At 64.7% G+C, this 14,645-nt stretch carries 12 protein-coding genes and 1 tRNA gene; 4 read left to right on the forward strand and 9 right to left on the reverse strand.

The window, feature by feature from the left end:
• Positions 1-327 precede the first annotated feature (327 nt).
• The 8 genes from QX048_RS22645 to QX048_RS22680 all read right to left on the reverse strand — a co-directional run bounded on the left by QX048_RS22645 (position 328) and on the right by QX048_RS22680 (position 7,022).
• Positions 328-403 (reverse strand) — tRNA-Lys (locus QX048_RS22645).
• A gap of 165 nt (positions 404-568) precedes the next feature.
• Entirely contained in the window at positions 569-1,174 is a 606-nt protein-coding gene (locus QX048_RS22650) for a Spy/CpxP family protein refolding chaperone (protein ID WP_315769039.1), read from the reverse strand.
• Between the two features lie 149 nt (positions 1,175-1,323).
• Entirely contained in the window at positions 1,324-2,649 is a 1,326-nt protein-coding gene (locus tag QX048_RS22655) for a TRAP transporter large permease subunit (RefSeq protein ID WP_315825214.1), read from the reverse strand.
• Positions 2,646-3,212, reverse strand: coding sequence for a TRAP transporter small permease (locus QX048_RS22660; protein ID WP_315713280.1), 567 nt, complete (start codon positions 3,210-3,212; stop codon positions 2,646-2,648). The genes QX048_RS22655 and QX048_RS22660 overlap by 4 nt, the downstream gene beginning before the upstream one ends.
• A gap of 122 nt (positions 3,213-3,334) precedes the next feature.
• Entirely contained in the window at positions 3,335-4,351 is a 1,017-nt protein-coding gene (locus QX048_RS22665; protein WP_315713282.1) for a TRAP transporter substrate-binding protein, read from the reverse strand.
• Between the two features lie 299 nt (positions 4,352-4,650).
• A complete protein-coding gene (locus QX048_RS22670; RefSeq protein ID WP_315769043.1) occupies positions 4,651-6,228 on the reverse strand; it encodes a 2-isopropylmalate synthase in 1,578 nt (525 codons plus the stop codon).
• A gap of 112 nt (positions 6,229-6,340) precedes the next feature.
• Positions 6,341-6,466, reverse strand: coding sequence for a hypothetical protein (locus QX048_RS22675; RefSeq protein ID WP_284423887.1), 126 nt, complete (start codon positions 6,464-6,466; stop codon positions 6,341-6,343).
• A 310-nt stretch (positions 6,467-6,776) separates the two neighbouring features.
• Positions 6,777-7,022, reverse strand: coding sequence for a hypothetical protein (locus tag QX048_RS22680; RefSeq protein WP_315752770.1), 246 nt, complete (start codon positions 7,020-7,022; stop codon positions 6,777-6,779).
• 332 nt (positions 7,023-7,354) lie between these two features.
• Here QX048_RS22680 and QX048_RS22685 point away from each other — a divergent pair, with 332 nt between their 5' ends.
• On the forward strand, positions 7,355-8,089 hold the full coding sequence (locus tag QX048_RS22685) for an alpha/beta hydrolase (RefSeq protein WP_316183929.1): 735 nt from the start codon (positions 7,355-7,357) through the stop codon (positions 8,087-8,089).
• Positions 8,090-8,098: 9 nt separating this feature from the next.
• Here QX048_RS22685 and QX048_RS22690 read toward each other — a convergent pair whose 3' ends face one another.
• Positions 8,099-8,599 (reverse strand): hypothetical protein, encoded by a 501-nt coding sequence (locus QX048_RS22690; protein ID WP_409999194.1) that lies wholly within the window; start codon positions 8,597-8,599, stop codon positions 8,099-8,101.
• A 134-nt stretch (positions 8,600-8,733) separates the two neighbouring features.
• Here QX048_RS22690 and QX048_RS22695 point away from each other — a divergent pair, with 134 nt between their 5' ends.
• From QX048_RS22695 to QX048_RS22705, 3 genes are all read left to right on the forward strand, one after another.
• Positions 8,734-10,293 carry a serine hydrolase gene (locus tag QX048_RS22695; RefSeq protein WP_315825216.1) on the forward strand — a complete coding sequence of 520 codons (1,560 nt, stop codon included), beginning with the start codon at positions 8,734-8,736 and terminating at the stop codon, positions 10,291-10,293.
• A gap of 249 nt (positions 10,294-10,542) precedes the next feature.
• Positions 10,543-11,994: a HAMP domain-containing sensor histidine kinase gene (locus tag QX048_RS22700; protein WP_315825217.1), complete on the forward strand. Its 1,452-nt coding sequence runs from the start codon at positions 10,543-10,545 to the stop codon at positions 11,992-11,994.
• A 349-nt stretch (positions 11,995-12,343) separates the two neighbouring features.
• Positions 12,344-14,638 (forward strand): TonB-dependent siderophore receptor, encoded by a 2,295-nt coding sequence (locus QX048_RS22705; RefSeq protein WP_316159271.1) that lies wholly within the window; start codon positions 12,344-12,346, stop codon positions 14,636-14,638.
• Positions 14,639-14,645: the final 7 nt, after the last annotated feature.

The raw sequence follows: 14,645 nt of genomic DNA on the forward strand, positions 1-14,645 counted from the left end.
GTCGTTGCGGAAGAACGACGCGAGGTGCCGACACCCAGGCGTCTGATCCGTGTCGCCCATACCGGCTGGTCGGCGCCGATCCAGAGGACAAGAGTTGGGACGCCGGAGCGAACGCTCGCGGCCATGGTGCCTGAGGTGCACCCCGACGGCACCAATCAACGTTCAAAGACATTGAGGCTGGACGCCACCGAAGATCGCGGCTGGCTAGCCGTACGTCCCCTGGTTCGCCTTTCAAACTATTGAGAGCAGATTGTCGAAAAACACCGTCTGAAAAACCGTTAGTTTTTCAACCTCAGACGGTGTTTCGGCATAAGTCTTTGAAAGGCTTGGTGGGCGCACTAGGGCTCGAACCTAGGACCCGCTGATTAAGAGTCAGCTGCTCTACCAACTGAGCTATGCGCCCGGATCTTGCATCCGGAGAAAGCCTTCCGCGAGAGCCGGTCGTTTAGCAAAGCGATTCCAGGATGTCCAGCGATCCCTGAGCATTTTTCGGCACTTTCGATGCAGAAAAACCGCCGGCGGGCGGCGGTTTTCCCCAAATGAAATCAGAAGGATCGTCAAACGGCTGTCAAAGCCGCCCGGACTCGCGTTCCTCCTCGGACCAGCCCATGTGGCCCATCGGTCCCGGGCCGAAGCGATGCTCGCCGAAGCGCGGACCGTCCTCCATGCCGCCCTCGCCGCGCTCCATCCAGCGGTGATGGCGCAGACCGTCCGGTCCCATCATGCGCCCCATCGGCCGGGTCAGCATCGACAGCCGGCGCTTCTGGCCATCGTCGAGCGTCTTGTAGAGCGGGTCGGCGGCGTCGGCGACCTTCTTCATCGCATCCGCCGTGACCGCCATGGTGTCGGCACGCTCGCGCAGCCGCGCCACCGGATCGACATCCTTGTCCTGCGCCTCGTCGGCTGCCTTCATCCGCGCGTTGGCACGATCGAACCGCAGCTTGACGAGATCGCGCACCGCGCTCTCGACCGGCGGCCACAATTTCTCCTGCTCCGCCGTCAGCTTCAGGCCGGCATGGACGGAAGCGATGCGCGCATCGAGCATGGCGGCGCGATCTTCCGGATTCATGCGCGCATGATGCATGTGATCATGAAACCAGCCGCGCTGGGCGTAGACCGCGGTCGAGCCGGCGATGGCGAGCACGGCGACTGCGGCGATGGTGAACCTTCTCATGCCAACCTCCTTGGAAACTCGGATCAGCATGAGCCTGCCGTTCCGCGCCTTCAACTTACAGTTTGGACAGAGTGTACGACCTTACGAAGATGTAATTGCTTCAAATACCTTTCTGTTTTTGCAAATCAGTTTCAGTTTGTTGCCGCGCCTCAAAGCATCCCCAGCATGCGCGGCAACCACAGCGAGATTTCCGGCACGTAGGTGACGAGCGCGAGGAAACCGAGCATCGTCAGCAGCCAGGGCATGACGGCGATGGTCAGTTCGGTGATGCCCATCTTGGCGATGCCGGACGCCACGTAGAGGTTGAGCCCGACGGGCGGGTGGCACATGCCGACCTCCATGTTGACCACCATCAGGATGCCCAGATGCACCGGATGGATGCCGAGCTTGACCGCGACCGGGAACAGGATCGGCGCCATGATCAAGACGATCGAGGTCGCCTCCATCACGTTGCCGGCGAGCAGCAGGAGGATGTTGACGACCAAGAGGAACACGATCCAGTTGACGCCAGCCGCCGCCATCCAGTTGGCGATCTGCTGCGGGATGTTCTCATTGGCCATCAGGAACGAGAACAGCACGGCATTGGTGATGATGTAGAGGATCATCGCGCTCATGTTGGCCGAGCCGAGCAGCACCTTCGGCACGTCCTTCAGCGACATGTCGCGATAGACGAACACCGCGATGACGAAGGCATAGACGGCGCTGACGGCCGCGGCCTCGGTCGGCGTGAACTTGCCGGTGTAGATGCCGCCGAGCACGATCACGATCAGCAGCAGGCCCCAGACGCATTTGCGGAAGGCCGTGAAGCGCTCGGCCCAGCTCGCCCGCGGCATCCGTGGATAGTCGTTCTTCCAGGCCCGGTAGAACGTCGTGAAGCCGAGCAGGCTCGCCAGCATCAGCCCGGGGATAACCCCGGCGATGAACAGCTGACCGACGGAGGCCGAGGAGACGCGATGACCGGCCGGATCGAGCGCGATGCTGCCGCCGGTCGCGACCGCATAGACCACCATCACGATCGAGGGCGGGATCAGGATGCCGAGCGCGCCTGACGTCGTGATGACGCCGGCGCCAAAGCGCTTGGGAAAGCCCTGTTTCACCATTGCAGGCAGCATGATCGAGCCGATCGCGATCACCGTGGCCGGCGACGAGCCGGAGACGGCCGCGAACAGCGCGCAGGCCATGACGCCGGCGAGGCCCAGGCCGCCATACCAGTGTCCGACCATCGAGGTCGCGAAGTTGATCATCCTTCGGGCGACGCCGCCATGCGTCAGGAAGTTGCCGGCCAGGATGAAGAACGGGATCGCCATGATCTCGAAATTGTCGATGCCCGTGAACAATTTCAGCGCGACCGATTCGGTCGGCACGTTCGTCATGAAGAACACGAACGACAGCACCGTGAGGCCGAGCGCGATCGAGATCGGCATGCCCGTCAGCATCAGGAAGATGAGCAGGCTGAAGATGAGGAGGCTGCTCATCGCGCGGCCTCCACGCCCGTCGTCTCGATGCCCTCGACGGCCGCATGATCATGGTGCGGCAGCTCGTCGTGGCGGAGATAGTGCCAGGCGACCTGCAGGAAGCGGAAGCACATCAGATAGGAGCCGAGCGGGATGCAGAGATAGACCAGCCAGCTCGGCAGCTCCATGTCGGGCGTCACCTGGTCGGTCTGCGACAGGCCGTAGACGAACTTGGCGCCCATCGTGCCGATGATGGAGGTGAACAGCGCTCCGCACAGCAGGCCGAACAGGATGGTCACCTTGCGCAGCGATGGCCGCATCATGTTGACGACGACGTCGACGCCGACATGGATGCCCGTGCGCACGCCGTAGGCGGCGCCGAACTTGGCCATCCACACGAACATGTAGATGCAGAGCTCCTGTGCCCAGGACAGGTCGATCGGAAACAGGATGGGATAGAGGAAGGGCACGCCGACCAGATAGCGGTGCAGCACGGCCACGAAGATGATCGAGGTCGCCGCCGCGATCAGGAATGCGATCAGGATCTCCTCGAGCCGATCGAGGATGCGCAACAGAAAGCCCAAGTCCCCTCCCCCACAATCAAAACGTCCGCGGCGCTTGGCTGCGCCGTCTGCCTTCTTGCGCGCCGAGTGCTTCGCCCCCTCGGTGCGCGGGCCATTGTCCGCGCACCGCTCGTCTCACGCCATCAGTTGGTCGAGCCGCGCGTCTCCTTCAGGAACTCGTCGATCAGCGGCTGGCCGACGCGCCCCGCGACGTCCTTGTACACCGGCATCATCGCCTTGCGCATCGCCTCGTCCTGGGCCGGCGTCAGCTTGACCAGCTCGGTCTTGCCGGACTTGCGGATCTCCTCGAGCGCGTCGTCGTTCTCCTTCGCCGACTGGTTGTTGCCGTAGGCGGTCGCTTCCTTCATCGCCTTCTCGCAGGCGGCGCGGATATCCGGCGGCAGGCCGTCCCAGAACTTCTTGTTCACGACCACGACGTAGCCGATGTAGCCGTGATTGGTCAGCGTGATGTACTTCTGCACCTCGTGCATCTTCTGGGTATAGATGTTCGAGGGCGTGTTCTCCTGGCCGTCGACGACGCCGGTCTGCAGCGCCTGGTAGACTTCGGAGAAGGCCATCACCTGCGGGATGGCGCCGAGGGTGCGGAATTGCGCGTCCAGCACCTTCGAGGACTGGATGCGGAACTTCAGACCCTTGTAGTCGGCGGGATCGACGAGCTTCTTGTTGGCGCTCATCTGCTTGAAGCCGTTGTCCCAGTAGGCGAGCCCGATCATTCCCTTGGGCTCGAGCAGCTTCAGCAGCCTGGTGCCGAGCGGGCCGTCGGTCACCTTCCGCAGGGTGGCGAGGTCGGGCAGGATGTAGGGCAGATCGAACACCTCGAATTCCTTGATGCCGATCGGGCCGAACTTGGAGTTCGAAGGCGCCAGCATCTGCACCGCGCCGAGCTGCAGCGCCTCGAGCTCTTCCTTGTCCTTGTAGAGCTGCGAGTTCGGATAGACTTCGACCTTGACCTTGCCGTCGGTGTATTTCTCGGCCAGCTCCTTGAACTTGTCGGCGGCGAGGCCCTTCGGGGTGTTCGAGGCCACCACGTGGCTGAACTTGATCACGATCGGATTGTCGGCGGCGAGGGCCGGACCGGCCAGAGCGAGCACCGCGAGCGAGGCGGCGGTGGCGATCACATGGCGAAACTTGAAGTGCAAGGTGTCCTCCCGACGTTTCGGGGGACATTGCAATGACGCCCCCGCTTTGTATGCCAAGGACATTGTTAGCGGGTCGACGGCCGGAATGCCATTGACCGTTAGCCGCAGAGGCGGGGATTCCCATGCCGCAGCGCAAAAATGGTGGTGACTGTCATTCCGGGGCAGCCGCGCAAGCGGCTGAGCCCGAAATCCGAAGGTTATTGGCGCGGGCGCAAGCCAAGCTCGGGATTCCGGGTTCGACGCTGCGCGTCGCCCCGGAATGACGAAGCAAGGTTCGGCCCCAACCGACGATCGTGAACTCAGCTCGCAGCCGCAGCCGAGGCGCCCGCGCCCTGCGCCACGTCGCGCTGGCGCTTCATGACCAGCTTGTTGAGCGCCCCCAGATAGGCCTTGGCCGAGGCCACCAGCGTATCCGGATCCGCCGCGCGCGCGGTCATCGAGCGGCCGTCCTGCGACAGCCGCACCGAGACCTCGGCCTGCGCATCGGTGCCCTCGGTCACGGCATGGACCTGGTACAATTCCAGCTTGGCCTCGTGCGGCACCAGCGACTTGATGCAGTTGAAGACGGCATCGACCGGCCCGTTGCCCTCGCTCTCCTCGATCTTGGTCACGCCGTCGACGTCGAGCTTCATGGTGGCGCGCTGCGGGCCGCGGGTGCCGGCAATCACCGACAGCGACAGCAGCTTGATGCGGTCATGGGCGCTCACCATGCCCTCGTCGATCAGCGCCTCGATGTCCTCGTCATAGATGTGCTTCTTGCGGTCGGCCAAAGCCTTGAAGCGGACGAAGGCGTCCTCGACCTGGTTGCCCGCCAGCTTGTGGCCCATCTCCTCCAGCTTGTGGATGAAGGCATGGCGGCCGGAATGCTTGCCCATCACCAGCGAGGTCTGCTTCACGCCGACCGTCTCCGGCAGCATGATCTCGTAGGTCTGCGCGTTCTTCAGCATGCCGTCCTGATGGATGCCGCTCTCATGCGCGAACGCATTGCGGCCGACGATGGCCTTGTTGTACTGCACCGGGAACGAGGTCGCGGCCGAGACCACCTTGGAGGCGTGGGTGAGCTGCGTGGTGTCGATCTTGTTCCAGTACGGCAGCTTGTCGTTGCGCACGCGCATCGCCATCACGACCTCTTCCAGGGCCGCATTGCCGGCGCGCTCGCCGATGCCGTTGATGGTGCATTCGATCTGGCGGGCGCCGGCGCGCACGCCGGCCATCGAGTTGGCGACCGCCATGCCCAGGTCGTTGTGGCAATGGACCGAGAATACCGCCTTGTCGGAGTTCGGCACGCTCTCGCGCACGCGCTTGAACAGGTCGTAATACTCCTCCGGCACGGCATAGCCGACGGTATCCGGAATGTTGATGGTGGTCGCGCCGGCCCTGATCGCGGCCTCGACGCAGCGGCACAGGAAGTCGAACTCGGTACGGGTGCCGTCCTCGGACGACCATTCGACGTCGTCGGTGTGGTTGCGCGCGCGGGTCACCGAGGAGATCACCAGTTCGTAGACCTGCTGCGGGTCCATCTGCAGCTTGTACTTCATGTGCACCGGCGAGGTGGACAGGAAGGTGTGGATGCGGCCGCGCCTGGCCGGGCGGATCGCCTCGGCGCAACGGTCGATGTCCTTGGCGCCGGCGCGCGACAGGCCGCAGACCACGGCGTTCTGGGTGCGCTTGGCGATCTCGTTGACGGCCTCGAAGTCACCGTCGGAGGCGATCGGGAAGCCGGCCTCGATGATGTCGACGCCCATGCCGTCCAGCATGGCGGCGATGTTGAGCTTCTCCTCGAACGTCATGGTGGCGCCGGGGCACTGCTCGCCATCGCGCAAAGTGGTGTCGAAAATGACGACGCGGTCCTTGTCGGACTGAACGGGATTGGACATCTGCTTTCCTCGAACTTTTCGGGTGGTGCGCGTGGCTTCCAGAGGCGCTGAAGGGTGTTTCGGTGTCGAAGCAGCCCCCTGAGTGCCCAGGCGCATCCCGCCCAGCCGGCCCTCAGGGGCAGCTAAGAAGCAGAAGCTCGATCGCGCCGATCAGGTCGGCGGGCTGCAGCGCGGCGAGCGCGATCGTCCGGGCGTCTGCCCCGGCGATGGCCTCGATCTCTGCGCTGCGAATCAGCATTGCCAAACCCTTTGCGAGAACACGAAAACTGTGCGGCAAAACCGTTGACGGTTTGTTGCCGAGGTGCCCTCGACAGCGCTTTTACTGGGAATGGGAGGGTCTCGCAACGCCGAATAATGGTCAGGAGGGGTGACGTATTCGGGCAGTCCCGCGCCGCTCTCCCTATAAATCTCTCCCTATGAACAGTGTCATCCCGGGCAAGGCCGCCAACGCGCCAGCGTTGGTGAACGCCGACCCGGGATCCGTACGCCGCGGCGGATTTGGCTGGGCGAGCTGGAGCGGCCATCCTGCCTCGCAGATCTCCCTGGGGTTATGGATCCCGGATCGGCGCACGCGTGACCGCGCGCTTGTCCGGGATGACGGTGAGGGTGTGGTTGTCGGCATCTGCACCAGCACGCATTTCACGCTCCCGCGACACATCCGTGCCCGAGTTGTTCACCCGCATCGTACCCTCTTCCATCAGAGGGTGCAGGGAAGACCGGGCGTCTGCCGACACCCGCGGCCCCCGTGCGATAGAAAATGCACGGGGCAGGAACCACAGGATCGGCCAGGACATCCCGGCCTTCCCTGCGCAACGGCTTTACGGCTTACTTCGCGCTCTCCCTGGGGACCGGGCTTTCTTGCCCCCATCATCCGCACCGCTGCTTCGCGCAACGGCACGAACTTGACCTCAGCATCGGGAGGCCAGGACCACACGACTTCGCCGTCCGCAAAACGCCGGTCGTCCACCGGCGCCTCACGGCCATCGCTCCCCGCACTCCACGTATCGTGACGACGCGTACGCCCCTCTTCGATGAGGCGGGATGACGTAGAGAAGCACGTTTTCTGAAAAAAGGAAAGAGGAAATTTCGTCGAATACGAAGATCGAGCGTGTGGTACCATGACCTCATGACAAACCGCATCTTCGTCCACGGCGTGCCGGACACGCCCGCAATCTGGGGCCCGCTGATCGCGGCGCTCGGCGAGACCGTGGCAGTGCCTGCCCTGCCCGGCTTCGACGGCGATGCACCTCCGGGCTTCGCCTGCACCAAGGACGCCTACGCCGACTGGCTGGTCGCGCTGCTGGAAGCGCAGCATGCGGCGGTCGGGCCGCTCGACCTGGTCGGGCATGATTGGGGCGCGCTGCTGGTGCTGCGCGCGGCATCGCTGCGGCCGGGGCTGGTGCGCTCCTGGGCGGTCGCTGGCGGCGCACTCGATCCGGACTATCGGGGACATCGCATCGCGCGGATCTGGAATACGCCCGTGCTCGGCGAGATATTCATGGCGGTGTCGTCGCAAGCTGCCATGGCACGGATGTTCCGGCAGAGCGGATTGCCATCGGAGCTGGCGGCGCGCGAAGCCACGGCATGGCAGGCTCCGATGCGCCGGGCGATCCTCGCGCTGTATCGCTCCGCCGACGGTCTGTGCTTCAAGGGCGACTGGATCGCGCGGCTCGAACAGCTGCCGCGGCGTGGACTGGTGATCTCGGGCACACAGGATCCGTTCGTGCCGCTCGACACGCTCAGCCGGTTCGCGCAAGCGCACGGCGCGCGGCTTCATGTCGAGCCGGACGCCGGCCACTGGAGCATCGTCGAGCGGCCGCAGAGCATCGCGGCCGCGCTGCGGGCGTATTGGGCGGAATGAGCACCAGTCCTATTGCGACAGGGCTGAGACCAGCGCATCGCCGATTACATTGGCAATCTCCTGCTCGTGGCCGGGGTATGCGCGAAACACGTATTGTTGCCCGAGGAGTTGAGTTTGCTTCTCGACGTCCCAAATCCGAAGCGAGACTTTGTGACGGCCATCGCTGAGGAGCGCGGCATTGCCGACCAGCACGAGATCAAAGTGCAGATCTCGCGATTTCTCGAATTGCGGCAGCAGAATATCCGGATGACCTGGGCTTGCCATCGGGACAGGCTCTTCGACGACCCGGAGCGACGGCATTGCGTGGAATCGCGCGCGTAGCGCGCTCGTCAGAAGGGCGGCATCATCTCCCGCCTCAGGCGTCATCGCATGCAGCTCGGGCACCGCGATCACGCGTTCGCCTTCGGCCGAAGCAGGTCGCGCCAGGACCGTGAGCAGAGCCGCGACGGCAAATGCAACACCAAGAAAAACGTCATGAAAACGTCGAAGTATGCCGGCCTGCATGGTCACTTCAATCCTCATCTCAATCTACGCCCGAGCAATGGGCCGGCTCTTCGACGTGCGCGCCGGCTATCACACAATCTTTGATGGATTGCGGTCCTCTGATACCATAACCTGAAAGTCGCTCATCGGAGACATTCGACATGGCGCGTCTCAAGACCGGACTTTGGTTGTTCTCAGCGCTGCTGGTGGCCCGGCTCTTCTCCAGCGCAGCCTTCGCCGAGGACTTGAGCCTCGCCCGCTTTCCTCAATCCGACTGGGCGACCGCCACGCCTGAGGACGAAGGGATGGATTCGGCGGCCCTCGCAAAACTCGTCGCTTCCGGTAAGGCGATGAGGTTCGACAGCCTGCTGATCGCGCGCCACGGCCGGGTCGTGCTCGATGCGTCCTATGCACCGTACAACGCCGACGAGCCGCACATCATCAATTCCGCGACCAAAGCCGTGGTCTCGACGCTGATTGCGATGCTGCTCAAGGACGGCGTGCTCGACAGTCTCGATCATCCGGTGCTCGACTTCTTCAAGGATCGCAAGATCGACAATGTCGACGCGCGCAAGCAGGCGCTCACGGTGCAGCACCTGCTCAACATGACCTCCGGGTTCGACTGGGACGAGGGTTATAGCGGCGGCGCCGAGACATCCCTCTACGAGATGGGCCGGAGCCCGGATTGGGTGCAGTACATCCTTGACCGGCCGATGGCGCAAGCGCCCGGCGAGACGTTCTACTACAACAGCGGCAACTCCCATCTGCTCTCCGCGATCGTCACGAAGCTCACCGGCAAGAGCGCGGAGGATTTCGCCCAGGAGAGGCTGTTCGGGCCGCTCGGCATCACCGAGCACCCCTGGTTCAAGGATTCCATGGGAATTTCCGCCGGCGGTTTCGGGCTGGCGCTGAAGCCGCGCGACATGGCCAAGATCGGCTACCTCTATCTGCGGCGCGGCCGCTGGGGCGAGCAGCAATTGCTGCCGCCGGACTGGATCGAAGCCGTCAACCACGCCACCGTCAGCATGAATGCGAAGTTCGATCCGGGGCTCTCCTACGCCGATCAGTTCTGGGCCCTGCCGGACAAACACGTATTCATGGCGGTCGGCTACCACTGCCAGGTCATCATGGTACTGCCCGACCGCGACATCGTGGCGGTGATGACCGCGCGCGAGTTCTGTCCATTCCGCAAGCTCGCCAACACCATTTCGGCGACTGTGACATCTGACAGCGCCCTGCCTGCGGCGCCGGAAGCGGCAGCCGCGCTCGCCGCTGATGTCCGCGAGGTCGCGACGGAAACCCGAGGCCCGGTCGGAGCCGTGCCGGAGATGGCGGCTTCCATCTCGGGCAAGACCTACAGCTTCCCGCCCGGCCCGCTCGGCATCAACACGATCAAGCTGGACCTCACGGGACCGGAACCGCAGGTCACCTGGGACATCCCCTCGCGGGACCGCGCCGGAGGCACGGTGCATCTGCAGAGCCCGATCGGCCTCGATGGCCTCTATCGCAAGACCGCGCCGCCCCATCCCTGGCAGCCCTTCACCTACCGGGCCATGAAGGGCAGCTGGATCGACGCCACGACCTTCATGATCGACGCCCAGTTCATTGGCCAGGGCGAGGAGCGCAATTGGCGGCTCAGCTTCGACGGCGACAAGGTGATGTTCCGAACGAAGGGCCGCTACGGCAAGGACGTCGTGGTCGAGGGTCATGCGGCGCCATGAGTCCTCGGCGGCTCTGCGCAGCCTGACGAAAGTCGAGCGCAAATGCTGCAGCACTGATCGGCTCCGTTCGGCTGGGCGGAGACATGCCGCACGGCGAGAATTGGAACAGTTCTCATAGCGCTCTGCGTGCCGCGGGCGGCGGATGCGATCTCCCGTCGTTTTCTCAAACAGATCATCTCGTGTATGTCTGCCCTCCCGCCGAGGCTCTCACTCCGCGGCGGGGGATCGTTTTTCGATTGCGGTGGCATAATGTTGGGATTGCTGGAGCGTCTGGGTCTCCGTTTCGAGGATACCGTCGAGGAGCGGCGTTTCGTCGACCATTACGTCCGCGGCAGCACCGGCTGGACGCAGATCGCGATGCTGCTCGGCGCCCTCACCTTTGCCGGCTACACGCTGTGGGACTGGGTGCTCTATCCCGAGATCGTGCCGACCACGTTCGCGATCCGCGGCGGGACCGCCGCGCTGGTGCTGCTGCCGCTGACGGCTTTGCTGTCGACGCCGGCGCGCCGATGGGCCGAGCCGATTCACCTGGTCTATTGCGTGATCCCCGGTTGCGTGCTGCCGACGATCTACTGGGTGCTGCCGTCGGGCTTCACTTACTCCGCGGCCGGCATGATCATCGTCATCCTGTTCGTCTCCACCATGCTGCCGTTGCGCACCGGCTCCTACGCGATCTTCTGTGCAACGAGCTGGAGCGCGCTGGCGGTGGCCGAGAGTCTTGCGACCGAGCCGCTGCCGCCCGGCCTGCGCTTCATCGATCATTCGCTGGTCGGCAATGCCTGCCTGCTCTCGCTCTATGCCGTCGGCGCGCGCGAGTACCAGGCGCGCAAGCAGTTCCGCACCGCGGAGGCGCTGCAGCGGGAGAAGGAGCGCTCCGAGGCCTCGCTGCGCGATCTGCATGCCACGCAGGCCCATCTGGTGCAGGCGGAGAAGCTGGCCTCGCTCGGCCAGCTCGTCGCCGGTGTCGGCCACGAGGTCAGCACGCCGCTCGGGCTGGCGCTGACCACGTCGACGGCGATGGAAGACGACGTCGAGGCGATCGCGCGCATGCTTGGCGGCGGCCCGGTGCGGCGCTCGGATCTGGCGAGGGGCGTCGCTCGGCTGCAGCAGGGCCTGCATTTGACGACGCAGAGCCTGCACCGCGCCTCCGAGATGGTGCACAGCTTCAAGCAGGTCGCCGTCGACCAGGCCAACGAGGCGCTGCAGACCTTCGAGCTGCAGAGCTGGATGACCGATCACGTCGCCAAGCTCCGCCCGCTGCTGGCGCGCCAGGGCCTGACGGTCGTGCTCTCCTGCCCGGAGGGCATCGTGCTCACCAGCTATCCCGGTGCACTCGGACAGGTCATCAGCATCCTCGCCTTCAATGCGGCGACGCATGCCTATCCCGGCGACATCAGCGGCGTCTTCACCGTGGAGGTCGCACAGCCCGGCGACGATTCGGTGCGCATCGTCTGCGCCGATCAGGGCGTCGGCATGCGCGACCAGGTTCGCGGGCGGGTGTTCGACCCGTTCTTCACCACGCGCCGCGAGAAGGGCAATGCCGGCCTCGGCCTGCACATCGCCTTCAACCTCGTGGCATCCACACTCAGCGGCCGCATCGAGCTCGACAGCCAGCCGCAGCAGGGCACGCGCATCACGCTGGACATTCCGCTGATCGGACCAGGCAAGCCGGCCGAGCTGGAACTCACCGCCGCACAATAGGCTCGGGGCGCGCCCGCATCAACGACCGGACCCAAGCGTTGAGAGTCCTCGGTACGCAGTCCCGGAAAACGAGACCACCAGCGCTCCGTCCGCAGCTTGGGTCGGGCGCTTATCGCGCATCATATCGTGCACGATCATGGATCACTCCGCGTCGATCGTGATCATCAAATGCGCAATGCCGCAGAGACGCCGCGACCTGCGCATCTCCGAACCAATTAGAACAATTCAACACCGCATGGCTTAGAGCAATTCAATCCGGCGTGTTGTGTCTTTCGCTGCACTGCGTTGCTAGACGTCGCATCAAGCTGACCGTTCCCTCGAACGGTGCGACGTGGAAGTGCAGTAGACGATGACGAAGTGTGAAGGCCGGCGCGATGCGCGCGCTCGTACCGGCATGCGTGGCGCGATTGCGCTCGTGAGTGCTCTGACCGCAGACCTCCTCTGGTCCCCCTCTCCCGTGTTTGCGCAGGCGACGCTGCCGCCGGTGACGGTCGACGTGCCGGCGCCGAAGCGCAAGCCTGCGAGCGCCGCGCCGCAGCGCCAGGCGCGCGCGCTGCCGTCACGACGCGCGATGCCGCCGCCGCCGATGCCGACACGCGCGGAACGCGCCGCGGCAGAGGCCGTACTCCTCAACGCCGCCAAGCTCAACTACCGCGCCATGCCGAGCGCGACCACGCTGCGCAGCGGCGCCTCGCCGCTCGACACCGCGCAATCCGTCAACGTCGTGCCCGAACAGGTGATCAGGGACCAGTTGCCGCGCAACATCGACGACGCGCTCGCCAATATCAGCGGCGTCACCCAGGCCAACACGCTCGCCGGCACGCAGGACGCGGTGATGCGTCGCGGCTTCGGCGACAACCGCGACGGCTCGATCATGCGCAACGGCCTGCCGCTGGTGCAAAGCCGCAGCCTCAATGCGGCCGTGGAGAGCGTCGAGGTGCTGAAGGGCCCGGCCTCGCTGCTCTACGGCATCATGGATCCCGGCGGCATCGTCAACACCATCAGCAAGCGCCCCGAGCTTTATCAGCACGGCTCGGTGACGCTGCTCGGCTCGGCCTATGCCAACAACAGAACCGGCGCCGACGGCACGATCGACGTCACCGGCCCGATCGGCGACGGCGGCCTCGCCTATCGCTTCATCGGCTACGGCGTCAGCGAGGATTACTGGCGCAATTTCGGCCGCCATCGCGAGATGCTGGTGGCGCCGTCGCTCGCCTGGTACGGCGACACGACCACGGTCCAGCTCAACTACGAGCATCGCGAGTTCATCGCCCCGTTCGATCGCGGCACCGCCTTCATAAATGGCGCACCGCTCGCGATCCCCGCGACGCGGCGGCTCGACGAGCCCTTCAACAACACATGGGGGCAGTCCGACCTGGTCCAGGCCTCGGTCGAGCAGAAGCTCAACGACGATTGGAAGCTCACCGCGGCCTACAGCTACAACACCGAGAGCTCCAGCGCCAACCAGCTGCGCATCACCACGATCGATGCGAAGGGCAAGGAGACCCGCAGCAACGACGGCACCTGGGGCTCGCTCAGCCGGGTCAGCTACGGCACGTCCTACATCCAGGGCGCCTTCTGGCTCGGCGGCCTGCGCAACGAGGTGCTGTTCGGCGGCGACGCGCAATATCGCACGATCTATCGCCAGGACCTGATCCGCGACAAGGTCACGAGCGTGTTCAATGTCTACAACCCGGTCTACGAGCTGATCCAACCCGGCACGCTGGTCTCGGCCAGCGACAGCGACCAGACCGACAAGCTCGGCCAGTATTCGCTGTTCGTGCAGGACACGCTGCATCTCACCGACAAGCTCTCCTTCGTCGGCGGCGTGCGCTACATGGACTACGAGCAGATCGCCGGCCGCGGCCGGCCGTTCAAGGCCAATACCAACGTCGCCGCCGACACCGTGCTGCCGCTCGGCGGCGCCATCCTCAAGCTCAACGAGCAGGTGTCGCTCTACGCCAGCTACACCAAGAGCCTGAAACCGAACTCGACCATCGCGCCGCTCACGGGCGGCGTGGTGCTCGGCTCCAACATCGCACCGGAGCAAGGCACGGCGTGGGAGACCGGCTTCAAGTTCGATCTCGACAAGCGGCTGTCCGGCACCGTCGCGGTCTACGACATCGACAAGCAGAACGTGCTGGTGTCGCAGACCAATGCCAGCAACGTCGTCGAATACACCACCGCCGGCAAGGTGCGCTCGCGCGGCGCCGAGGTCGACGTCACCGGCAAGATCGCCGAGCACTGGACTATGATCGGAAGCTACGGCTACACCGATGCCAGGGTCACGGACGACCCGGTCTATCGCGGCAACCGCCTGCAGAACGTCGCGCTCAACACCGCCTCGCTCTACCTCGTCTACGATTTCGGCACGGCGCTGCCGGGCCAGCTCAGGCTCGGCGGCGGCGCGCGCTATGTCGGCGACCGGGCCGGCGACGCCGCCAACAGCTTCGTGCTGCCGTCCTACGTCGTCGCCGACGTGTTCGCGAGCTACGAGACCAAGCACCATAACCTGCCGGTGATCTACCAGCTCAACGTCAAGAACCTGTTCGACAACGTCTACTACCCCTCGGCCAACAGCGCGCTGACCGTCGCGGTTGGCGATGCGAGGCGGGTGTCGCTGTCAGCGACGGTGAAGTTCTGAGCCAAGG

The organism is Bradyrhizobium sp. SZCCHNS30572 (assembly GCF_032484415.1).
GTDB lineage: Bacteria > Pseudomonadota > Alphaproteobacteria > Rhizobiales > Xanthobacteraceae > Bradyrhizobium.